Genomic DNA, 22,536 nt, shown 5'->3' with positions numbered 1-22,536 from the left:
TCTTGCCTATCGGGCAATTTTGCACGGTAGGCAACTTTAGGCGTACGGTGGCGGCATGAGCCAGGGATTGCGTGAGCGCAAGAAGGCCGACACTCGCAGGGCGCTCAGTGACGCCGCGCTGCATCTGGTCTTCGAGCGGGGACTCGACAATGTCACCCGGGAAGCAATCGCCGAACGGGCCGGGGTCTCGCTGCGCACCTTCAACAACTACTTCGCAGGCAAGTACGAGGCCATCGCCTACCGCCAGCTCGAGCGAATGCGGCGCAGCCTCACCGCTTTTCGGTCCTGGCCCGCGAGCGAGCCACTCTGGACCGCGATCACCGGGTCGGTGCTCGAACCACTGCTCGCCGAGATGGGCGAGGACTACGCGCCGACGCGCCAGCAGCTCGACCAGCTCGTCGAGCTGAGCATGGCCATCGAAGTGCGAAATGCCTTGGCCAACAACCTGATGGCTGAATGGGTCGACGCGATCGCCGAACGCACTGGCACCGATCCGGCGCGCGACATGTATCCGCGCCTTGTTGCGGCCAGCATCCGCGCCGTCGCGGAGGCCGCCATGGACACCTACATCGCCGCCGACCCGCCCGTTCCCATCGTCGGCCTGATGCGCCGTGGCTTCGCCGACATTGTCGCCGGGCTGCCCGAACCGAAACGAGGATCATGAACCAAGTTGTCATCTCCGGCGCCGGGCCGAACGGCCTGATGCTGGCCTGCGAACTCGCCCTTGCCGGGGTCACCCCGGTCGTGCTCGACGCACTCCCCGGGCCCAGTGATGAGCCGAAAGCCAACGGGCTTGTCGGACAGGTGGTTCGGCTGCTGGATATGCGCGGGCTCTACACCAGGTTCTCCGGCCTCGCGAACCCTCCGCAGCCGGCAGCGGGGTGGATCTTCTCCGGCATGGCGTTGGATTTCGCAGGCATGGACGACAATCCGATGTACGCGATGGCGATTTCGCAGCCGAAGCTGGTCCGCTTCCTCGATGAGCGGGTGCGAGAGCTCGGTGTCGAGGTCCGCTGGGGTCACGAACTCACCGGGCTGGACGCCTCCGGCGACGACGTCCGGTTGACGATCGCCAACGAATCCGGTGTCTACACCGAGACCGCGTCGTATCTGGTGGGTGCCGACGGTGGGCGCAGCTTCGTCCGCAAGAGTGTGGGCATCGACTTCCCCGGCGCGACGTCGCCGACGGTCGCCAGGCTGGCCCACGTCGTGGTGCCCGACGAATACAGGCGCGCTGACGGAGGGCTGGACGTGCCGGGCTTTGGTCGAGTGTCATTTGGCCACAACAGATTCGATCGCGGAATGGTGATCTACGCGCCGTTTGAGGCGGACCGCTCGCTCTTGGGAACCATGGAATACGGGGCGTCTACTGGTGACGAGGAACCCATGTCGCTCGATGAGCTGCGCGACAGTCTGACGCGCGTGCTCGGCACCGAACTGCGCGTCGACGAGCCACAGGGGCCGGGGCCGCATGCGCTGCGGCGTATCAACGGACAGAACACCCGACAGGCTGAGCGCTATCGATCCGGCCGGGTGCTCCTGGTCGGGGACGCCGCTCACGTGCACAGCGCGATGGGCGGCCCCGGGCTGAACCTCGGTATGCAGGACGTCTTCAATGTCGGCTGGAAGCTCGCCGCCGTCATCAACGGCACCGCACCCGATGCTCTGCTCGACACGTATCAGACCGAGCGTTATCCGGTGGGCGAGCGGGTGATGATGCATTCGATGTCGCAGATCGCGCTGATGGCCCCCGGCCCCGAGATTGCCGAACTCAGAAAGCTTTTCACCGAGCTTCTCACCATTCCGCAGGTAACCGCCCAGATGGCGGCGCTGCTCGCCGGCTCCGATGTCCGCTACGACGTCGGCGACGACCATCCGCTGTCCGGCTATCTGGTGCCCGACCTGACGCTCGACGACGGCCGCCGGGTGGCGAGCCTGCTGCACACGGCCCGCCCGGTACTGCTCGACCTGTGCGGGGGTGCGGCCGCGAACGTGGCGCGCGAATACACCGACCGCGTCGACGTCATCGAGGCGCAGTTGACCAACGGCCCGGCGGCCCTGCTCATTCGCCCCGATGGCTACGTTGCCTGGGCGACAGATGAATTCGAGCAGACGGACACCGGCAATCTCCGGTCCGCACTGACCCGCTGGTTCAGCTAGCGAGCGTGGCCCTGATCCCGACCGTGATGTAGGGCAGCGCCAATCCCGTCGAATTGGCCAGCGCCGGATGGGTGTTCAGCAGCTCGCGAACCTCCGCGAGCGTCTGGGTGCGCACCGCCGCCGGCTGGGTGATGCAGTAGCTGCGCGAGGCCACCAGGTCGATCAGGGCCTGTGGGGTCAGGTAGCTCGTCCACTCCACGTGGTGGCGGGCCACATCGGTGAACGGTTCGGGCAGGGTGACCGAGTTGTTGAACGGATCGTCCTCGTAGCCGATGATCCGGCCGAGATCCTTGACCCAGCCGAGCCTTTCGTCGCGGGTGTTCCACACCAACCCGAGCCGTCCGCCAGGGCGCAGTACCCGGGCCACCTCGGCGATCGCCTGCTCTGGATCGAACCAATGCCAGGCTTGTGCCACCAGAACCGCGTCAACACTGTTGTCCGGCAACGGGATCTGCTCGGCAGTGCCCAGCAGCGCCGGGGTGTCGGGCAGCGCCGAGCTCAGCAGCTCCAGCATCTCGGCGATCGGATCGACGGCCACCACGTCCAGGCCGCGCTCGACCAGCCGTGTGGTCAGCTTGCCGGTGCCGGCACCCAGATCCAGCACGTCGCGCGCGCCGGGCGGCAGCAGCCAGTCGATTGCCTCCGGCGGATACGACGGGCGGCCACGCTCGTACGCGGCGGCTTCGGACCCGAAGGACAGTGAACGCTCCCGCCGCGACTCGGTCACGGGGTGCGCGAACCTTCGGCGAGATCCAGTGTCTGGCGGATCAATTCGCCGACGGCCTCGGTTTCGACGAGGAACCCGTCGTGGCCGTAGATCGAGTCGACCACGTTGAGCCCCGAGCAGTTCGGCAGCAGAGCGGCCAGCTCCTGCTGCAGCCGCAGCGGGTACAGCCGGTCCGAGGTGATCCCGCCGACCACCGTCGGTACCGGGCACGACGCCAGCGCCTCGGCCACTCCGCCGCGTCCGCGCCCGACGTCGTGGTTGGACAGCGTCTCGGTCAGCGTCACGTAGCTGCCCGCGTCGAACCGCTCGACCAGCTTGGCGCCCTGGTACTCCAGGTAGCTCTGCACGGCGTAGCGGCCGCCGGCCAGCGTGTTCTCGTCGTCCTGGGGGTCGTTGCCGAACCGGTCGTCCAGCTCGGCCTCGCCGCGGTAGGTCAGGTGCGCGAACCGCCGGGCCAGCTGCAGCCCGACATCGGGATTGCGGCCGGTGCCGTGGTAGTCGCCGTTCTGCCAGTCCGGGTCGGCCTTGATTGCTGCGATCTGGGTGCTCTGCGTCCCGATCTGGTCGGCGGTGGCCCGCGCGCCGACGGCCAGCACCAGGGCGGCCCGCACCCGGTCGGGGTATCCGACCATCCACTCCAGGGCGCGCGCGCCGCCCATCGAACCGCCGACCAGGGCGGCGACATCGGTGATGCCCAGCGCGGCCAGTGCGGCCACATCGGCGTTCACCTGATCGCGCACCGTGATGATCGGGAACCGCGAACCCCACGGCTTGCCGTCACGGGCCAGCGAGCTGGGCCCGGTCGAGCCGCGGCAGCCGCCCAGCACGTTGGTGGCGACCGCACACCAGCGGTTGGTGTCGATCGGTGCACCGGGACCGGCGACGCCGTCCCACCAGCCCGGGGTCGGGTGGCCGGGACCGGCGGGTCCGGTCAGGTGCGAGTCACCGGTCAGGGCGTGCAGCGCGACCACGACGTTGTCGCGGTTGGGGGACAGCTCGCCCCAGCGCTGCACGGCAATCGAGACGTCTTCGAGGACTTCGCCGCTTTCCAGGGTCAGCGGACCGATGTCGACGACGCCGATCTCGCCTTCGGCGGGCAGGGTCACTGTGCGCTCATCGCTGATGGTCATGTCCGGCTCACTCAAAAGGCCGCCACGGCGTGCGGGTCCGATGCACCCGCCGACACGGACTTGGCGGCAGCGAAGCCGCGTTGGAGGTCGGCCAGGATGTCGTCGATGCCCTCGAGGCCGACGGCCAGTCGCACCAGACCCGGGGTCACACCGGTGGCCAGCTGCTCCTCGGCGGACAGCTGCTGGTGGGTGGTCGAGGCGGGGTGGATCACCAGCGAGCGCACGTCGCCGATGTTGGCGACGTGGCTGTGCAGCGTCAGCGCGTTGACGAACGCCTTGCCCGCCTCGACGCCGCCGGCCAGTTCGAAGGCCAGCACCGCACCGGTTCCCTTGGGCGCCAACTTCTTTCCCCGTTCGTACCACGGTGAGGTCGGCAGGCCCGCGTAGTTGACCGACACCACGTCGTCATGGCCGGCGAGGAACTCCGCCACCTTCAGCGCGTTGGACACGTGCCGCTCGATGCGCAGGCTCAGCGTCTCCAACCCCTGGGCCACCAGGAAGGCGTTGAACGGCGAGGCCGCCGAACCCAGGTCGCGCAACAGCTGCACGCGAGCCTTGAGCGCGTAGGCGGGCGCACCGAGGTCGGCGAACACGACGCCGTGGTAGCTCGGATCAGGGGTGGTGAAACCGGGGAACTTGCCACTTGTCCAGTCGAACTTGCCGCTGTCGACAATCACCCCGGCGATGGCCGTGCCGTGGCCACCGAGGTACTTGGTCGCCGAGTGCACGACGATGTCGGCGCCGTGGGCGATCGGCTGGATCAGATACGGCGTCGCGATCGTGTTGTCGACGATCAGCGGTACCCCGTTGTCGTGGGCCACCTTGGAGACCGCCGGAATATCGAGCACGTCGATCTGTGGGTTGGAGATCGTCTCGCCGAAGAACGCCTTGGTATTGGGCTGGACCGCGGCCTGCCAGGACGCCGGGTCGTCGGGGTCGGTGACGAACGTGGTCTCGATGCCCAGCTTGGGCAGCGTGTAGTGCAGCAGGTTGTAGGTGCCGCCGTACAGGCGCGGGGAGGACACGATGTGGTCCCCGGCGCTGGCCAGGTTCAGGATCGCGAAGGTCTCCGCGGCCTGCCCGGACGACAGGAACAGGGCGGCCACGCCGCCTTCCAGAGCGGCGATGCGCTGCTCGACGGTGTCCTGGGTCGGATTCATGATCCGGGTGTAGATGTTGCCCGGCTCAGCCAGCCCGAACAGGGCGGCGGCGTGGTCGGTGTTGTCGAAGACGTACGACGTGGTCGCGTAGATGGGCAGGGCCCGGGCGTTCGTCGCGGGGTCGGGGGTCTGTCCGGCGTGGATCTGCTTGGTCTCGAACGACCAGTTAGCGGTCGGATCCTCGGTTTCTTGCGTGCTCATGAAAAACGAACCTCCATCTGCTTGGGGGCCCGTTCACAGCGGACCCGCGCTTGCCGTGCAGCCGTTGGCGGCTGCTCAACCTGGTCTTCACCCGGAGCACCCCACCGCGGTTGGAGGGTTGCCGGCCAGCAAGCCGGGGCTTGATGCTGGCACTCATGACCGACCCAAAGCATAGCGGACCTTCGTAACAGGAGGCCAGCGGCACCGGCCCGAAGGCCGGGCCGTCGGTTGATGCCGGGTCGGTCGGATCTCAGCGTGCTGTGTGGGGACCGAACTCGGAGGCCACCACCGACACCACGTCAGCGGGAAACCCGCCGCGCCTTGCATGCTCGCGGATCGTCTCCTCGTCATCGGCCTCGTGCAGGCAGTAGACCTTGTCGCCCGCAACGTAACTGGTGATCCACCGGTAGGGGACGCCGAGCGACGCGACCGCGGCGTTGGACGTGCACGAGATCTCGGCAAGTTGGTCTTGGGTCAACTCGCTGGCGCCGGGGATCTCGCGCTCGATGAGGAATCTGGTCATAAACGAACCTCCTGTTCTGGGATGGCCCGGCGGCTCGATCCGCCGGACTGATCCCAGCGTCGGCGGGCGGCCGGATCCGGTCATCGGTAGGAGCTCCCTATCTTTGCGTCTCCGCCCCCTCACGCGCGGCGCGTTCCCGACCGTTCGAGCTCAGGTTTCCGCTGTTCAGCGGGGTTATAGCTCGCTACCATCTGGCCATGGCACTGGTCGAGCGTGACGCCGCCTTTGCCGCTCTGGACGAATGCGCCGAGCGTGCGAAAGCGGGGCAAGGGGGACTTGCGCTCGTCGTGGGGGAAGCGGGCGCAGGCAAGACCACCTTCGTCGACGCCTACGTCGCCCGCCGGCCGGACGGCATCCGGCTCCTCTGGGGTAGCTGTGATCCACTACCCACACCGCGTCCGCTCGGCCCGTTCGTGGATGTGGCGCCGGATTTGGCGCCGTCGACGCGGGCGGTCTTCGCCGACGCCGAGCAGGCCTACGACATCTTCGATGCGGTGTTCGACGACATTGCGGCGACCCCGTCGATCGTGGTCATCGACGATCTTCACTGGGCCGATCAGGGCACCGTGGACCTGCTGCGCTTCGTGTTGCGCCGGGTACAGCGGAGTCGATCCCTGGTGATCCTGACCGCGCGCGACGACGAAGTCACCGTCGACAGCCACGTTCAACAGCTTCTCGGCGACATATCGCGCAGCCCGGTCGCGACCTGGATCCACCTCCCGCCGCTCAGCGTCGCTGCGGTGACGACCCTGGTCGGCGATCGCGCCATCGAACCGCGCTGGCTCCACCGAGTGACCGCGGGCAACGCGTTCTTCGTCTCCGAGATGCTGGACCATCCCGACGAGGATTTACCGACGTCGGTACGCAACGCCGTGCTGGCGCGGACCGCCGGGCTGGACGACGCGGCCTGGGACCTGCTCTACCTTCTTGCCTGCTCCCCGGAGGCCATCCCGGATTACCTACTCGTCGAACTCGGGATCACCCTGCCGCCGCTGAGGAGGCTGCATCAGGCCAACTTGATCAGCCGGACCGCCCGAGGGGTGGCCTTTCGGCATGATCTCTGCCGCGTCGCGGTGGCCGGCGTGATCCCGCCCGGCGCGGAGGCGCACCTGCACCGGCGCATGATCGAGGCGTACGAGGCGGTCGGGCGAATCGATCATGCGGTGATCACTCACCACGCGCTCGGAGCCGGTGACCAGGAGCGGGTCAGATCTGCCGCCACGGCTGCCGGTCGCGCGGCCGCTCGCTCCGGCGCGCATCGGCAGGCCGCCGAGTTCTACCGCACTGCCCTCAGCTCGTCGGCCGCGCTCTCGGCATCGGAGGAAGCGACGTTGCTGGAGCTTCTCGCCGAAGAGTTCTACCTCGTCGATCAACTGGACGACGCGATCGAAGCCTGTCGGAGCGCACTACAACTGCGCCAGCAGGTGGGCCTGCCCGCCGATATCAGTGCCGCGCATCACGCCATGTCCGTCTACGAGTGGTACAACGCCAACCGGACAGCGGCGGAACAAGAAGTGGCTCAAGCTGTTTCGGTATTCGGCCATTCCCAACTGGACACGCCGGACCAGTTGGCGGCGCTCGGGCATGGGTTGGCCATGCAGGCCTACCTAGCCATGCAGGCCAGTGACTTGGTGACGGCGGGATCGCTGGCTCGCAGGGCGGCGGAGATCGCCGAAACCTCGGGCGAGGCCGCGCTGGGTGTGCGTGTCGCCATCATCGACGGAATCTGTTCGGTGATGCGGGGATTGACGTCGGGCCGTGACGACATCCTGTCGATCCTGCGGTCCGCACCCAAACATCTCGACGTGATCTACTCCAGCGGATACAGCAACTTGACATACCTCGACGTCGAAGAGCGGCGCCTCGCCGCAGCCTCTGATCTGCTCGATGTCAGCATCCAACTCACGGTCGAGCGCGACTTGCCGGTATGCCGCGTGTGGCAGCAGGGATCGCGGGCCCGTCTGCATCTGATGCGTGGGGATTGGAGCGAGGCGTCGGGAGATGCCGCGGACGTCCTCGACGTGAGATGCGCTCCGCTGGCGCGGTTCTGGCCGTCGCTGGTGCGAGGACTCGTCGCCCTGCGCAGCACCGCCCGTGGCGCCGACGACATCGCGGACGCGTGGCAGTTGGCGACGCGCTACGGCGAACCCCTCCGGTTGATTCCTGCTGCCGCTGCTCTGACCGAATTTGGTTGGCTCACAGGAGAACCGGTGAGCCTTGACCGTTACCATCGCCTGATCGAGGGTCCGGAACTGCCCGGATTGTCTTGGGCTCGTGGCGAGTTGGCCTCGTGGCTACACAGAAGCGGCGTCGAGGTCGAGGTCACCGACGTTGCCGAACCGTACCGGCTCTACCTCGACGGCGATCTGCTGGCGGCAGCCGACGCGTTCCACCGTCTCGACCTGCCGTACGAGGCCGCGCTGGCGTTGACCGAGACGGGTGTCGAGGATGCCGTCCGGCGCGGCCTGGATCTGCTCGATGGGCTCGGCGCTCTGGCGGTCGCCGACAAGGTGCGCGCCGATCTCCGGTCGGCCGGCGGACTGAAGGTACCCGCCCGCAGGCGTGCTGCCAGTTTGGCCAACCGAGTCGGGCTGACCGCTCGGCAGGTGGACGTTCTGCGTCTGATGGGCGAAGGACTGACAAACGTCGAGATGGCCGGGGCGCTGTTCGTCTCCGTGAAAACGATCGATCACCATGTGTCGGCCATTCTGGCGAAGCTGGACGCGCCGAACCGCAAAGAGGCCGTCAAGCACGCTCGGTCGCGCGGGATCCTGGCCGGGGATGCGACGAAAGTTACTGGCTGGTAATAACGACCGCCCACCCACCGCCCGGCGATGCCGAGACGGTGGGCCACGGGTACCGTCGTGGCCGACGTGATAGTTATTGCCGTCAGGACAACGCGCCGCTTCGCAGATCTTGATCAACCGTGACGCCTGGAGAGTGACCATGAGTGACCAGCCGACCATCATCTACACGCTCACCGACGAGGCGCCGCTGCTGGCCACCTACGCCTTCCTGCCGGTGCTCCGCACCTTCGTCGAGGCTGCGGGCATCGCCGTCAAGACCAGTGACATCTCGGTGGCCGCGCGCATCCTCGCCGAGTTCAGCGACCGGCTGACCGATGAGCAGAAGGTGCCCGACAACCTCGGCGAGCTCGGTGAGCTGACCCAGGACCCGAGCGCGAACATCATCAAGCTGCCGAACATCAGTGCCTCGGTGCCGCAGCTGGTCGCCGCCATCAAGGAGCTGAAGGCCAAGGGCTACGACCTGCCCGATTTCCCCGGCGAGCCCAAGACGGACGAAGAAAAAGAGATCAAGGCGCGCTACGGCAAGATCTTGGGCAGTGCCGTGAATCCGGTTCTGCGCGAAGGTAACTCGGACCGCCGCGCACCCAAGGCGGTCAAGGAGTACGCCCGCAAGCACCCGCACAGCATGGGCAAGTGGTCGCAGGCGTCGCGCACGCACGTGGCCACGATGAAGACCGGCGACTTCTACCACGGTGAGAAGTCGCTGACGCTGGACAAGGACCGCAAGGTCCGGATGGAGCTGAAAACCGCGGGCGGCGAGACGATCGTTCTCAAGCCCGAGGTGAAGCTCGACAACGGCGACGTCATCGATTCGATGTACATGAGCAAGAAGGCGCTGATCGACTTCTACGAGGAGCAGATCGAGGACGCCTACAAGACCGGCGTGATGTTCTCGCTGCACGTCAAGGCCACCATGATGAAGGTCAGCCACCCCATCGTGTTCGGCCACGCGGTGAAGGTCTTCTACAAGGACGCCTTCGCCAAGCACGGCGAGCTGTTCGACGAACTCGGCGTCAACGTCAACAACGGCCTGTCCGATCTGTACGACAAGATCGAGACCCTGTCGGCCACGCAGCGCGAAGAGATCATCGAAGACCTGCACAAGTGCCACGAACACCGCCCGGAGCTGGCGATGGTCGATTCGGCCAAGGGCATCTCGAACTTCCACTCGCCGTCCGACGTCATCGTCGACGCCTCGATGCCCGCGATGATCCGGCTCGGCGGCAAGATGTACGGCGCCGACGGCCGCACCAAGGACACCAAGGCCGTCAACCCCGAGTCGACCTTCTCCCGGATGTACCAGGAGATGATCAACTTCTGTAAGACCCACGGGAACTTCGACCCGACCACCATGGGCACCGTCCCCAACGTCGGCCTGATGGCGCAGAAGGCCGAGGAGTACGGCAGCCACGACAAGACCTTCGAAATCCCCGAGGACGGCGTCGCCGACATCGTCGACAACGAGACCGGCGAGGTATTGCTGAGTCAGAACGTCGAGGCCGGCGACATCTGGCGGATGCCGATCGTCAAGGACGCCCCGATCCGGGACTGGGTCAAGCTGGCCGTCAACCGGGCCCGGCTGTCCGGTATGACGACGGTGTTCTGGCTGGACGACGAGCGCCCGCACGAGAACGAGCTGCGCAAGAAGGTGAAGGCCTACCTCAAGGAAGAGGACACCGAGGGCCTGGACATCACGATCCTGCCGCAGGTGTGGGCCATGCGGTACACGCTGGAGCGGACGATCCGCGGCCAGGACACCATCGCCGCCACCGGCAACATCCTGCGTGACTACCTCACCGACCTGTTCCCGATCCTGGAGCTGGGCACCAGCGCCAAGATGCTGTCGATCGTGCCGCTGATGGCCGGTGGCGGGCTGTACGAGACCGGTGCCGGCGGCTCGGCGCCCAAGCACGTCAGCCAGCTGGTGGAGGAGAACCACCTGCGCTGGGACTCGCTCGGCGAGTTCCTGGCGATCGGTGCCAGCCTCGAGGACCTGGGCAACAAGACCGACAACGCCAAGGCCAAGGTGCTGGCCACCACTCTGGACACCGCCGTCGGAGAATTGTTGGGCGAGAACAAGAGTCCGTCGCGCAAGGCCGGCGAGCTCGACAACCGGGGCAGCCAGTTCTACCTCGCGCTGTACTGGGCGCAGGCCCTGGCCGAGCAGACCGAGGACAAGGAACTGGCCGAGCACTTCGCGCCGCTGGCCAAGACTCTCGGCGAGAACGAGGCCGCGATCGTCGCCGAACTCAACGAGGTGCAGGGCGAGCCGGCCGACATCGGCGGCTACTACTACCCGGATCCCGAGAAGACCGCCGCTGTGATGCGGCCGTCCAAGACGTTCAACTCCGCGCTCAGCTAGCGCCGGCCTCGGGCTGCCGCAGCGGCGGCACGTGTGCGTCGACCCAGTCGGCGATCAGGTCCGTGACGCGCTGCGGCGCCTCGAACATCGGGATGTGCCCGACGCCGTCGAGATGCGTCACCTTGGTGAGCTCGGGGATGTGCTTGCGGAAGTGGTTGCTGAATCGGGGATGGGGCAGCACCCGGTCGCGTTCGCAGACCACCAGATGGGTCGGCACCGAGGTCTCGGCCAGCTCCATCAGCCCCGGCATCAGCAGGGCCTTGATCAGCAGCTGGTAGTAGGCCGGGCAGTGGGTGACGTCGTCGAGGATCTCCCGCAGTTGGACCTCGGTCACGCCGCGCGGGGTGGCGCTGATCGGCACGGTGGCGGCGGCTTTGACGCCGGGCAGGCGCAGCGCCCGCTCGCCCAGCAACCGGGCGGTCAGCCACACCGGCAGGCCGGCCACGAACTTGCCGACGATCTCGTATTTCACCGGTGACCAGCGGTGCCAGCCGCCGGCCGGGGCGATCCCGGTCAGGGTTCTGGCCCGACCGCGTCGCTCGAGTTCGAAGGCCACCCAGCCGCCCAGCGAGTTGCCGACGACGTGGGAGGTGTCCCAGCCCAAGGCGTCGAGCTGACGTTCGACGTGGTCGGCCAGCGTATTCGAGTCGAGGATCCACGACCGGTTGCGGGGGCCGCCGTTGTGGCCGGCCATCGAGGGGGCGAACACCTCGAAGCGGCCGGTGTCGGCCAGCTGTTGTGCCACGTCAGTCCAGACGTAGGACGACATCATGAACGGATGCAGCAGCAGGATCGGTTCGCCGGTACCTGAATGAATGGATTCGCGGGGAGCCACAACCCGACCGTAAAGGTGATACCGCCGGTACCGCAATACCGCACGATAGGTTTTCCATCGTGATCGTGACCACCATCAACGTGAACGGCGTGCGCGCCGCGGTCCGTCAGCGCTCCGACGAGAACCTCGGCCTGCTGGACTGGCTGACCCGGACCACCGCCGACGTCGTGTGTCTGCAGGAGACCCGCTCCGACGACGAGCAGATCGCCGAGGCACTCGCCCCGGCGGTGGCCGACGGCTGGCATCTGGCATCGGCCAGCCCGCACCTCAAGGGCCGCAGCGGGGTGGCGATCCTGTCCCGCACTCCGTTCGCGGCCGTGCGAATCGGCTTGGCGGCAACCGAATTCGAGTCGCACGGTCGCTACCTCGAAGCAGACCTGGCCGGCGGCCAAACCGTCGGCAGCGTCTACGTGCACACCGGCGAGGCGGAAACCGACCGGCAGTTGGAGAAGGAGCGGTTCACCGCCGCGCTGGCCAAGCGGATGGCGGAGCTGACGGCCGACGGCCGCGACGCGGTGATCTGCGGCGACTGGAATATCGCCCACACCACCAACGACATCAAGGCCTGGAAGGCCAACGTCAAGAAGTCCGGGTTCCTGCCCAGTGAGCGGCAGTGGCTGACCGACCTGCTGGATTCGGGATGGGTCGACGTCATGCGGCAGATGCACCCCGACGTGGCGGGCCCGTACAGCTGGTGGTCGTGGCGGGGCAAGGCGTTCGACAACGACGCCGGCTGGCGCATCGACTACCACCTTGCCACCGCGGGCCTGGCCGCGCGCACCGTCGCCGCCCGGGTGGAAAAGCCCGCCCTGTACGCGCTGCGCTGGTCCGATCACGCGCCGGTGACCGTAGAGTTCGGGGGTGGCTGACAGCGCCAATGAGCCCTGGCGGGCGGGGTGGGCGCCGCTGAAGAGTGCGGCATTCCGGAGCCTGTTCATCGCGGCCCTTGTCTCCAATATCGGGACATGGATGCAGACCGTTGGGGCGCAGTGGTTTCTGGTCATCGAGCACGCCGACCCGACTGTGGTCGCGCTGGTGCAGACGGCGAGCCTGTCGCCGACCCTGATCTTGACGGTGTTCGCCGGCGCGCTGGCCGATCGGATGGATCGCCGTCGGCTGTTGATCCTGGTGCAGATCTATGCGGCCATCGCGGCTGCGGTGCTGACCGTTGTCGCCGCTGCCGGCATGCTGGAACCGCTCACGCTGCTGATTCTGATGTTCGCGGTCGGCTGTGCCGGGGCATTGACCACTCCGGCGTGGCAGGCGATTCAGCCGGAACTCGTTCCGCGCGACCAGATGCCCGCCGCCGCGTCGCTGGGTGGGGTGGCCGCGGACGCTGCCCGCGCAATCGGGCCGCCCGTCGCCGGTCTTCTGGTGGCCTTCATCGGACCGGCCGCTGTGTTCGGACTCAATGCGCTGTCGTTCGTCGCGGTGGTGCTCGCCTTGATCTCCTGGAAGCGACCGGTATCGGTGGCCGCGCCCGAGGCCGCCACTGAGCCGGGTGTGGGCGGCTTCGGATTCCTCTGGCGCAGCGAGGAGGGCCGTCGAATCCTGTTGTCGTCGGCGGTGTTCGCCTTTCCTGCTTCGGCGCTGTGGGCGCTGCTCCCGCTGGTCGCCCACGACGAATGGGGCCTTCGGGCGATCGGCTACGGCGCGGTGCTGGGCACGGTCGGCGTGGGGGCGGTGTGCGGGGGGTTCGTGATGCCGAGGATTCGCGCGAAGATACCGCCCGCATTGATCCTGCCGATGGCCGCGGCCGTAACCGCGGTGGGTCTGTTTGCCGCCGCGTATTTCCCGCTGTGGGCGGCGGTTCCGCTGCTGTTGTTGACCGGGGTGGCCTGGATCGCGGTGCTCACCACGCTGACGGTCGCGGCGCAACTGCTGCTGCCGCAGTGGGTGCGGGCTCGCGGGCTGGCCGTGTTCCTCGTGGTGCTGATCGGCGCCCAGGCCTTCGGCTCGCTGCTGTGGGGTGTGCTCGCGACGCGGTCCGGGCTCGCGACGTCGCTGACGGTGGCCGCCGTCCTGCTGATCGCGGCGGCCGTCAGCAGCCTTGCCGGTCGGGGTCGCCGAACGTCCTAGGCGCGTTGTCGATTGCCGTTGTCGCCGCGTCGAGCACTCGCGGATCCCAGGTCAGCGCGGTGTCTCGCCTCAGGTCGGTGATCATCGACACGTAGTCGCTGTGGGTGTCGTCCACGACGACGCAGCGCCGGTGCGGCAGCACGGTGTCGTCGACGTCGCGCGCCAGCGCGCTGCGCAACTCGACGACCCCGTCATTCGGCCACACCGCGGCGTCGGCGGGGCCGGAGTGGGTGTACCGGTTGCCGCCGATCAGCGTGACGGGGATGCGGTCCAGCACCCCGGCCTGAAGCGTGTTCCAGCCTTTCGTGCCGTTCAGGTATGACTGGCCGAGTTCGCGCGCGGAACCGGAAACATGGTTCGCTGCAATGTCTCTGGCATACCCTTTCATCTGGCTCTCGCAGAACGGGTCGCCAAGGCAGGCGCTCAGCGGCGTGGTGCCCTCGACGTAGTTCGCCAGATAGGAACCCTGCCAAGGGGTTCCGATCGTCGTCAACGACCGAACGGTCACCGGTGAGCCCTCGGCCAGCAGCGTTCGGATCGCCGCCCGGGAGTAGAGCCCGCCCATGGAATGGCCGACGAGGTCGACTTCGTCGATCTTCTTCTCGGTGTGCAGCCAGTCGATGAAACGGGCCAGGTGCTCGCCGGCCAGGTCGATGCTGCCGGTGGTGTCGATGGTCATGGCGGCGGGCAGCGGCGCCGGACAGGAGGCGAATGCGCCGTAGCCGGTCGTGCCCTGCACCTGGCCGAGCCCGGCCATCGCAGGCGCGGTGAACACCGAATGCCCTGTGCCGGAGAGGTGTTCGCGCAGCCGGGTGTGGTCGGTGCCCGCCGGCAGCCCGATGGCGCATCCCATCTCAGGCGTGGTGAACGGGCTGGTGCTGGCCAGTCCCGAGACGAGCACCACCGCGCGCGACGGCTGACGTTGCGGGGCTTCGTTGTGCGCGCAGCCGGCCAGCAGCACGGCTACCAGCAGCGCCAGGATCGACCGCACTACGCCGGGCAGCCTTCCCGGTTGGTGCCGTCGAGTGCCTTGGGGGCATCGTCGATGGCCTTGTGCACGGTCTCGAGCACCCGCGGGTCCCAGGTCAGCGCCGTCTTCTGGTCCAGCCCAGCAAGATTGGAGACGTAGATGCTGTGGGTGTCGTCGAAGGTGAAGCAACGCCGGTGCGGCAGAACCGGATCGCTGATGTCCTTGGCCAGCGCGCTCTGCAGCGCGACGATGCCGTCGTTGGGCCACACCGCGGGGTTCACCTGGCCGTCCTTCGTGAACTTCTTGCCGCCGATCAGCACCACCGGGATCTTGTTGAGCACACCCGACTGGTATTCGTTCCAGCCGTTCTTGCCCATCAGGAACGCCTGGTTGACCTCGCGGCCCGAGCCCGCCATCAGCCGCTTCACCTCGTCGGCGAAATTCTTCATTGCGGTCTCGCAGAACGTGTCGCCCTTGCAGTCGGTCAGCGGTACCAGGCCGTTGGCCCAGTCCGACAGATACGACCCCTGCCACGGCGTGCCGATGGTGGTCAGTGAGCGCACCTTGAGCGGTGAGTTCGTGGACGTCAGCACCCGGATCGCGGCGCGCGAGTACAGCCCGCCCATCGAGTGCCCGACGAAGTCGATCTCGGTGACGCCCTTGTCGGTGTGCAGCCAGTTGAGGAAGCGGGCCAGGTGTTCACCGGCGGTGTCGATGCTGCCCGTCGAATCGACGGTCATGTTCTCCGGCAGTGTGATCGGGCAGACCCCGAACGGCCCGAAACCGGTCTGGTCGACCACCTGGCCGCGGCCGGCCATCGCGGGGGAGGTGTAGACGGTGTAGCCCTTGGACAGCAGGTACTCCCGCAGTGCGGTGTCGGTGTTGCCTGCGGCCAGCCCGGTCTTGCACGCCTGGTCGGGTCCCGTGTACGGCGTCGTCGCGTCCCCGCCGGACACGATCACCACCGCCGTCGACGCCGGGCGCTTCTCATCCTTGGCGTCGCTGCCGCACCCGGCCAGCGCGCCGATCACCCCTAGGGCCGCAGCCAGGGTCAGTAGTCGTCGCACGAAGCAGGATGCTAGTGCCGAGTGACCTCGTGACAGGATTGATGGACCATGAACAGCTCATCTCGTCGTGTCGTCTTCTCCGGCGTCCAGCCGACTTCTGATTCGCTCCACCTGGGCAACGCGCTCGGGGCGATCAAGCAGTGGGTCGGTCTGCAGGACGACTACGACGCGTTCTTCTGCGTCGTGGACCTGCACGCGATCACCGTGCCGCAGGATCCCGCCACGCTGCGCCAGCGCACCCTGGTGACCGCCGCGCAGTACCTCGCGCTGGGCATCGACCCGGACCGCGCCACGATCTTCGTGCAAAGCCATGTGCCCGCACACACCGAACTCGCGTGGGTGCTGGGCTGCTTCACCGGCTTCGGCCAGGCCTCGCGGATGACGCAGTTCAAGGACAAGTCGCAGAAACAGGGGGCCGACGCGACGACGGTGGGCCTGTTCACCTATCCGGTGCTGATGGCCGCCGATGTGCTGCTCTACGACACCGACCTCGTTCCGGTCGGCGAGGACCAGCGTCAGCATCTGGAGCTGGCCCGAGATGTGGCGCAGCGGTTCAACGTCCGCTTCCCCGACACGTTCGTCGTCCCCGAGCCGATGATCACAAAGGTCACCGCCAAGATCTACGACCTGCAGGATCCGACGGCCAAGATGAGCAAGTCCGCGGCCACCGAGGCCGGGTTGATCAGCCTGCTCGACGACCCGAAGGTGACGGCCAAGAAGATCCGCTCGGCGGTCACCGACAGCGAGCGGGAGATCCGCTTCGACGTCGAGGCCAAGCCGGGCATATCGAATCTGCTGTCGATCCAATCCGCGGTCACCGGCACCGATATCGACACGCTCGTGGCTGGCTACGAGGGTCGCGGGTACGGCGACCTGAAGAAAGACACCGCGGACGCTGTCGTCGAATACGTGACGCCACTGCAGCAGCGGGTCTCCGAACTGCTGGCCGACCCCGCCGAGTTGCAGGCGATCCTGGCCAAGGGTGCGACGCGCGCACAAGAGGTGTCTGCCAAGACCATCGGACGGGTATACGAGCGGTTAGGGTTTTTGCCGACAGGTCCGTAGACGCGGCGGGGAGGCTGGGCAATGTCAGAACCGGCCAAGGAACCGGGCCGTCTGGACCGGTTGCGGGCCCGCTATCACTGGCTCGATCACGTGGTGCGCGCCGGGCAGCGCTACCAGGACGTCAAGGGTGACTTCTACGCCGCGGGCATCACGTACTTCACGATCTTCGCGCTGTTCCCGTTGCTGATGGTGGGGTTCGCGGCCGCCGGTTTCGCGCTGGCGAGCCGGCCGCACGTGCTGGCCGATATCGAAAGCCGGATCAAGACAACGGTTTCCGGCGATTTCGGGCAGCAGCTGATCGGTCTGATCGATTCGGCGATCCAGTCCCGTACGTCGGTCGGTGTGATCGGTCTGGCCACCGCGGCGTGGGCCGGGCTGGGGTGGATCGCGAATCTGCGTGAGGCACTGAGCCAGATGTGGGATCAGCGCGCCGAGCCGCAGAACTTCGTGCGCACCAAGCTCTCTGACCTACTGGTGCTGTTGTCGACGTTCGTCGCGATCGTGCTGACCATCGGTCTGACAGCACTGGCCGATCCGTCGCTGATGACCAAAGTGCTGGAATGGATTGGCATACCCCATGCCGACGGGTTGGGCGGGGTGCTGCGGTTCGTCTCGCTGGTGATGTCGTGGGCGGTGTCGTGGCTGTTGTTCAGCTGGATGATCGCCCGGCTGCCACGGGAATCGGTCAGCTTCCGCAGCAGCCTGCGGGCGGGCCTGATGGCCGCGGTGGCCTTCGAGATCTTCAAGCTCGTCGGCTCGATCTATCTGCGGTCGGTGGTGCACGGACCCGCGGGTGCGACCTTCGGGCCGGTGCTGGGCCTGATGGTGTTCGCCTACATCACCGCCCGGCTGGTGCTGTTCGCCACCGCGTGGGCCGCCACGTCGAAGGACAATCTGCTCCCCGAGCCCGTCGGCGCGCCAGGCCCGGCCGTCATCACACCGCGGGTCGGCCCCGACGACGGGCTGAGCGCGCGCCAGACGGTGGCCGCGATGGCGGTGGGTGCGGCTGGCGCGCTTGGTCTTTCGCGAATCTGGCGCCGCCGGCGCTAGCTAATCTCCGGCGAGCGTGCGTGTCTGCACAAAGACACGCCGGTGGGAGCGTACGTACGCGCACCCTCGCGGCAGAAAAGCTAGCGCCCGCGCACCGGGCGGCGGTTGACCGAGCGGGCCATCATGATGAGCCCGAACACGATCAGCGTGCCGATCACGCCGACGCCCACCCGCACCGGCACCGCGTCGGCCTCGGGGAGAACCCCTGATGCCTTGGCGGCGACGGCACTGTCCGCTTCCGGCTTCGGCGGCTTGAGCGACGGGTCGGGGTCGATCAGGTTGCCGATCTTGGTTCCCGGCGGCGTCGAGAAGCCGTAGTCGAGTAAGTGGGCGGCCTGCTGCCACGGTGGAATCGGTTGGCGCGTACCGCGCATCAGCACTGCCACCAACCGGCGGCCGTCCCGGTTCGCGGCCCCGACGAACGTCTGCCCGGCGTCGTCGGTGTAGCCGGTCTTGCCGCCGAGCGCGCCCTGGTAGTTGTAGAGCAGCTGGTTGTCGTTCTCCAGCTCGTAGCCGGGATGGTCGCCGTCCTCGCCCGGTTTGGCCGGGTGTCCGGGGAAGTCGTATTTCTGGGTGGCGACGATGTTCGCGAAAGTCGGGTTGGCCCAGGCATATCGGTAGAACAAGCCGATGTCGTAGGCCGATGTGCTCATGCCGGGCCCGTCGAGCCCGGACGGCGTCGCCGCGCGGGTGTCCTGCCCGCCGAGCTTGCGCGCCAGCCCGTTGATCTTCTGCAGCGCGGTGTCCCAGCCGCCGACCTGCATGGCCAGCGCGTGCGCGGCGTCGTTGCCGGAGTGCATCAGCAGACCGTGCAGCAGATCGTTGACGGTGTACTTGCCGCCCTCGTCCACGCCGACGCGGGTGCCCTCGGCGTTGGCGTCGTCCTGGGTGCCGGTGACCATCTTGTTCAGCGGCAGCTCGTTCATGGACTGCATGGCGATCAGGACCTTGATGATGGAGGCGGGCCGGTGCCGGGCGTGTGGATCGCGTGCGGCGATGATGTCGCCGGTGTCCAGATCGGCGACCAACCACGACTCGGCCGAGATGTCGTCGGGCACCGGCGGCGTGCCCGCCGCGACGATCACCCCGCAGCCCGACAGCGCGTCGCCGCCGACCGGCTTTGCGGGGACGGGAAGCGGCTGCGGCGGATCGCCGGCCTCGGGCACCTCGGAGGAGTCGACGGCCGGCGGGGTGGTCACCCGGTACGGGCAGGTGTTGGGGTCCGGCGCACCGGCCGGTTCGGCCCATGCGGTCGCCGGCGTGCCGACGACGCACAGCGTCGCGGCCACTGCGGCAGCACACCGCGTGAGTAATTTCGAGCTCGCCATCGAGTCGCAGAGTAGGGGATTCCAGGCCCGAAATAGCGGAGCCGCGCTGTGACTGGAGTGGTAGTTGTTACAAATCGAGACATGCGACGGTGGACGACCCGATGCAGCCCAACCAGAGTTTGCCTTCGTGTTCCACCAGGCCAGTGGCCAGCGCGAACCGTGGATCTGCTGCGCGCAGTTGCCTGTGGACCCGGCCGTCGAGGTCGACGGCGATCGCCCACACCACCGGCCTGGGGTTGGGCATCCAGCTGTACGGCAGCTTCCACAGCAGGCTGCGCAGCGCGGGGGCGCGCGGGGCCAGCCATTCGCCGATCGCATTGCGCTCGCTGACCAGCGCCACCCAGATCCGCCCGTCAGGTGCGGTCGAGATGTTGTCCGGATAGCCCGGCAGGTTCTCGATCACCGGCACCGGCTCGCCGACACCGGAGCCCGTCAGCGGGTATTTCGAGACCCGGCAGGCCGTGGTCTCGGCGACCACCAGAGCGGACTCGTCGGCGCTCAGCGTCACCCCGTTGGCGAACCGCAGCCCGCTTGCCAGCGTCGTCACGGTGCCGTCGGCGTCGCGGCGGAACAGCGATCCGCTGGCTCGGGCCTCCAGGACCGCGCCCTTGTAGTACTCGTAGTGGAAGCGCGACGTCGACTCAGTGAAATAGATTGTGCCGTCCGATGATTCGACGACATTGCTGCAGAATGTCAGCGGCCGCCCGGCCACCTCGCTCACCAGCGTCTCGAACGTCGCGGTCGCCGGATCCAGTCGCAGCAGCCCGCGGTGGCTGTCGCAGATCAGCAGCCGGCCGTCGCGGCTGACCGCCAAACCCAGCGGCCGACCGCCGGTATTGCCCACCACCTCAGGCGCGGAGCCGGGCCGGATGCGGATGATCGCGCCGTTGTCGGTGCCTGTCCAGATCGCGCCGTCGCCGTCGACGACGACATCCTCGGGGGCATGGCCGCCGACGTCGACGACTCGAAGTGGTCCGGACAGATCCGGCGGGGGCAGCGCAACCGAAGGCGGTGGCTGCCACCGCACGGGATCGACCGGAGGCTTAATGCCAGGCGTCGCCACGGGTCTGCAGCTGATCCCAGGCTCTGGTGAACACTCCGCGCAGGATCTGCTCGATCTCGTCGAAGACGGCCTGGTCGCTGATCAGCGGCGGGGCGAGCTGCACCACCGAGTCGCCGCGGTCGTCGGCGCGGCAGTACAGCCCGTTCTCGAACAGCTCGACGGACAGGAAGCTGCGCAGCAGCCACTCGGACAGCTCGTCGTCGAGCACGGCCTTGGTGGCCTTGTCCTTGACCAGCTCGATGCCGTAGAAGAAGCCCTCGCCGCGGACGTCACCGACGATCGGCAGGTCGAGCAGCTTCTCCAGGGTGGCCCGGAACGCCGGGGCGGTGTTGTGGACGTGGTCGTTGAGGCCCTCCCGCTCGAACACGTCGAGGTTGGCCATCGCGACCGCCGCCGCGACGGGATGCCCGCCCCAGGTGTAGCCGTGCGCGAAGGTCGTCGTGCCGTCGTCGAACGGCTCGAACAGCTTGTCGGAGGCGATCATCGCGCCCAGCGGGGCGTACCCGGAGGTCAACCCCTTGGCGCAGGTGATGATGTCCGGCACGTAGTTGAAGTCGTTGCAGGCGAACATCGAACCGATGCGGCCGAACGCGCAGATCGTCTCATCGGAGACCAGCAGCACGTCGTATTCGTCGCAGATCTCCCGGACCCGCTCGAAGTACCCGGGCGGCGGCGGGAAGCAGCCACCGGCGTTCTGTACGGGCTCCAGGAAGACCGCCGCCACCGAGTCGGGGCCTTCCATCTCGATGGCCTCGGCGATGCGGTTGGCCGCCCACTGACCGAACTCCTTGATGTCGGTGTCGTGGCCCTCGGGCGCGCGGTAGAAGTTCGTGTTCGGCACCCGGAAACCGCCGGGGGTGATCGGCTCGAACGGCGCCTTGAACGTCGGCAGGCCGGTGATGGCCAGCGCGCCGTGCGGGGTGCCGTGATAGGCGATGCTGCGCGAGATCGCCTTGTACTTGCCGGGCTTGCCGGTCAGCTTGAAGTACTGCTTGGCCAGCTTCCACGCCGATTCGACGGCGTCGCCGCCGCCGGTGGTGAAGAACACCCGGTTCAGATCACCGGGCGCGTAACCCGCCAGCCGCTCGGCCAGCTCGATGGCCGGCGGGGTGGCGTAGGACCACAGCGGAAAGAAGCCGAGGGTCTCGGCCTGCTTCTTGGCGGCTTCGGCGATCTCTTCGCGGCCGTGGCCGACCTGGACGACGAACAGGCCCGACAGCCCGTCGATGTAGCGCTTGCCGTTGCTGTCCCAGATGTGGACGCCGTCGCCGCGGGTGATGATCGGCGGGGTGATGCCGGCGCCGTGGCGGGCGAAGTGGCCCCACAGGTGCCGGTCTGCCTTGGCGCCGAGATCGGCGGTCAGGTTCTGGCTGGCGGTGGTTGTCATCGGGTACCCCAATTGTATTGTTGCTTAACTAGTTTCAGATAGACCAGCGTCTCGGTGGAGGTCACTCCCGGCACGGCGCGGATCTCGGTGTTGAGCAGCTCAAGCAGCTCGGCGTCGTCCTCGCAGACGACTTCGGCGATGGCGTCGAACGTGCCTGCGGTGAGCACTACGTAGTCCACCGCTTCGATCTGCGCCAGCTTCTCGGCGACCTTGGTGGTGTCGCCCGTGCAGCGGATGCCGATCATTGCCTGCCGGGTGAACCCCAGCTGCAACGGGTCGGTGACCGCGACGATCTGCATGACCCCGGAGTCGACCAGGCGCTGCACCCGCTGGCGCACCGCCGCCTCCGACAGCCCGACGGATTTACCGATCGCGGCATATGAACGCCGCCCGTCCTGCTGCAACTTCTCGATAATGGCCTTGGACATCTCGTCCAGTTGGACAGGCCCGTTTCCACCCGCCGCAACGGCGCGGACGGGAAACCGAGTGGCCGGTGCACCCGAATCACGCATGCCCATGATTGTGCACGGAATCCGTTGTTTTGAGCAACCAGATCGATGAAATTGGTGGTCTTTGCCCACCCATACTGCGGTAATGCGTAGCAGTGGCTGAGCGGGTCGGT

18 protein-coding genes, 1 pseudogene and 1 riboswitch are annotated in these 22,536 nt (G+C 67.4%); of the genes and pseudogenes, 8 read left to right on the top strand and 11 right to left on the bottom strand.

Going from position 1 to position 22,536, the window contains the following annotated elements; genetic code table 11:
- Nucleotides 1–55 precede the first annotated feature (55 nt).
- Both EV580_RS08825 and EV580_RS08820 read left to right on the top strand, forming a co-directional pair.
- Nucleotides 56–664 (top strand): TetR/AcrR family transcriptional regulator, encoded by a 609-nt coding sequence (locus tag EV580_RS08825; protein WP_133690653.1) that lies wholly within the window; start codon nucleotides 56–58, stop codon nucleotides 662–664.
- A complete protein-coding gene (locus EV580_RS08820) occupies nucleotides 661–2,160 on the top strand; it encodes an FAD-dependent monooxygenase (RefSeq protein WP_133690652.1) in 1,500 nt (499 codons plus the stop codon). The genes EV580_RS08825 and EV580_RS08820 overlap by 4 nt, the downstream gene beginning before the upstream one ends.
- Here the strand turns inward: EV580_RS08820 and EV580_RS08815 are convergent.
- From EV580_RS08815 to EV580_RS08800, 4 genes are all read right to left on the bottom strand, one after another.
- Nucleotides 2,153–2,887, bottom strand: coding sequence for a class I SAM-dependent methyltransferase (locus EV580_RS08815; RefSeq protein WP_133690651.1), 735 nt, complete (start codon nucleotides 2,885–2,887; stop codon nucleotides 2,153–2,155). The genes EV580_RS08820 and EV580_RS08815 overlap by 8 nt on opposite strands.
- Nucleotides 2,884–4,017, bottom strand: a complete 1,134-nt coding sequence (metX, locus tag EV580_RS08810) for a homoserine O-acetyltransferase MetX (RefSeq protein WP_133690650.1) — start codon at nucleotides 4,015–4,017, stop codon at nucleotides 2,884–2,886. Before metX ends, EV580_RS08815 begins: the two co-directional genes overlap by 4 nt.
- Nucleotides 4,018–4,028: 11 nt before the next feature.
- A complete protein-coding gene (locus EV580_RS08805) occupies nucleotides 4,029–5,378 on the bottom strand; it encodes a bifunctional o-acetylhomoserine/o-acetylserine sulfhydrylase (RefSeq protein ID WP_133690649.1) in 1,350 nt (449 codons plus the stop codon).
- Nucleotides 5,379–5,419: 41 nt separating this feature from the next.
- Nucleotides 5,420–5,539: riboswitch (SAM riboswitch) on the bottom strand.
- 89 nt (nucleotides 5,540–5,628) lie between these two features.
- Nucleotides 5,629–5,901 (bottom strand): DUF4242 domain-containing protein, encoded by a 273-nt coding sequence (locus tag EV580_RS08800; RefSeq protein ID WP_133690648.1) that lies wholly within the window; start codon nucleotides 5,899–5,901, stop codon nucleotides 5,629–5,631.
- Nucleotides 5,902–6,098: 197 nt separating this feature from the next.
- On the opposite strand from EV580_RS08800, the gene EV580_RS08795 reads away from it, so the two are divergent.
- Together EV580_RS08795 and EV580_RS08790 are read left to right on the top strand one after the other, a co-directional pair.
- Nucleotides 6,099–8,708, top strand: a complete 2,610-nt coding sequence (locus EV580_RS08795; protein ID WP_133690647.1) for a helix-turn-helix transcriptional regulator — start codon at nucleotides 6,099–6,101, stop codon at nucleotides 8,706–8,708.
- Nucleotides 8,709–8,847: 139 nt separating this feature from the next.
- Nucleotides 8,848–11,070 carry an NADP-dependent isocitrate dehydrogenase gene (locus EV580_RS08790; protein WP_133690646.1) on the top strand — a complete coding sequence of 741 codons (2,223 nt, stop codon included), beginning with the start codon at nucleotides 8,848–8,850 and terminating at the stop codon, nucleotides 11,068–11,070.
- On the opposite strand, the gene ephH is transcribed toward EV580_RS08790, so the two are convergent.
- Nucleotides 11,063–11,905 (bottom strand): epoxide hydrolase EphH, encoded by an 843-nt coding sequence (gene ephH / locus EV580_RS08785; RefSeq protein ID WP_133690645.1) that lies wholly within the window; start codon nucleotides 11,903–11,905, stop codon nucleotides 11,063–11,065. The two genes, EV580_RS08790 and ephH, sit on opposite strands and share 8 nt — an antisense overlap.
- 59 nt (nucleotides 11,906–11,964) lie before the next feature.
- On the opposite strand from ephH, the gene EV580_RS08780 reads away from it, so the two are divergent.
- Nucleotides 11,965–12,774: an exodeoxyribonuclease III gene (locus tag EV580_RS08780; protein ID WP_133690644.1), complete on the top strand. Its 810-nt coding sequence runs from the start codon at nucleotides 11,965–11,967 to the stop codon at nucleotides 12,772–12,774.
- Nucleotides 12,767–13,984, top strand: coding sequence for an MFS transporter (locus EV580_RS08775; RefSeq protein ID WP_133690643.1), 1,218 nt, complete (start codon nucleotides 12,767–12,769; stop codon nucleotides 13,982–13,984). The genes EV580_RS08780 and EV580_RS08775 overlap by 8 nt, the downstream gene beginning before the upstream one ends.
- Here EV580_RS08775 and EV580_RS08770 read toward each other — a convergent pair.
- Both EV580_RS08770 and EV580_RS08765 read right to left on the bottom strand, forming a co-directional pair.
- Nucleotides 13,947–14,975 carry a PGAP1-like alpha/beta domain-containing protein gene (locus EV580_RS08770; protein WP_133690642.1) on the bottom strand — a complete coding sequence of 343 codons (1,029 nt, stop codon included), beginning with the start codon at nucleotides 14,973–14,975 and terminating at the stop codon, nucleotides 13,947–13,949. The two genes, EV580_RS08775 and EV580_RS08770, sit on opposite strands and share 38 nt — an antisense overlap.
- A complete protein-coding gene (locus tag EV580_RS08765) occupies nucleotides 14,975–16,021 on the bottom strand; it encodes an alpha/beta fold hydrolase (protein ID WP_133690641.1) in 1,047 nt (348 codons plus the stop codon). Before EV580_RS08765 ends, EV580_RS08770 begins: the two co-directional genes overlap by 1 nt.
- A gap of 48 nt (nucleotides 16,022–16,069) precedes the next feature.
- Here EV580_RS08765 and trpS point away from each other — a divergent pair, with 48 nt between their 5' ends.
- Together trpS and yhjD are read left to right on the top strand one after the other, a co-directional pair.
- Nucleotides 16,070–17,086 (top strand): tryptophan--tRNA ligase, encoded by a 1,017-nt coding sequence (gene trpS, locus EV580_RS08760; RefSeq protein WP_133690640.1) that lies wholly within the window; start codon nucleotides 16,070–16,072, stop codon nucleotides 17,084–17,086.
- 21 nt (nucleotides 17,087–17,107) lie between these two features.
- Nucleotides 17,108–18,136, top strand: a complete 1,029-nt coding sequence (yhjD, locus tag EV580_RS08755) for an inner membrane protein YhjD (protein WP_133690639.1) — start codon at nucleotides 17,108–17,110, stop codon at nucleotides 18,134–18,136.
- Between the two features lie 80 nt (nucleotides 18,137–18,216).
- Here yhjD and EV580_RS08750 read toward each other — a convergent pair whose 3' ends face one another.
- The 4 genes and pseudogenes from EV580_RS08750 to EV580_RS08735 all read right to left on the bottom strand — a co-directional run.
- Nucleotides 18,217–19,464, bottom strand: a complete 1,248-nt coding sequence (locus EV580_RS08750) for a D-alanyl-D-alanine carboxypeptidase family protein (RefSeq protein WP_133690638.1) — start codon at nucleotides 19,462–19,464, stop codon at nucleotides 18,217–18,219.
- Nucleotides 19,465–19,531: 67 nt separating this feature from the next.
- The gene (locus EV580_RS08745) at nucleotides 19,532–20,491 is read right to left on the bottom strand and encodes an SMP-30/gluconolactonase/LRE family protein (RefSeq protein WP_133690637.1); all 960 of its coding nucleotides are present in this window, start codon (nucleotides 20,489–20,491) and stop codon (nucleotides 19,532–19,534) included.
- Between the two features lie 16 nt (nucleotides 20,492–20,507).
- On the bottom strand, nucleotides 20,508–21,914 hold the full coding sequence (locus tag EV580_RS08740) for an aspartate aminotransferase family protein (RefSeq protein WP_133690636.1): 1,407 nt from the start codon (nucleotides 21,912–21,914) through the stop codon (nucleotides 20,508–20,510).
- Nucleotides 21,911–22,354 (bottom strand): annotated as a pseudogene (locus tag EV580_RS08735) (Lrp/AsnC family transcriptional regulator); the annotation flags it as partial. The gene EV580_RS08740 and the pseudogene EV580_RS08735, both read right to left, overlap by 4 nt.
- Between the last annotated feature and the right edge of the window lie 182 nt (nucleotides 22,355–22,536).

The organism is Mycobacterium sp. BK086 (assembly GCA_004362315.1).
Classification (GTDB): domain Bacteria; phylum Actinomycetota; class Actinomycetes; order Mycobacteriales; family Mycobacteriaceae; genus Mycobacterium.
Note: the sequence above shows the minus strand (reverse complement) of the source record. Positions and strands in the feature narration are given on the sequence as shown.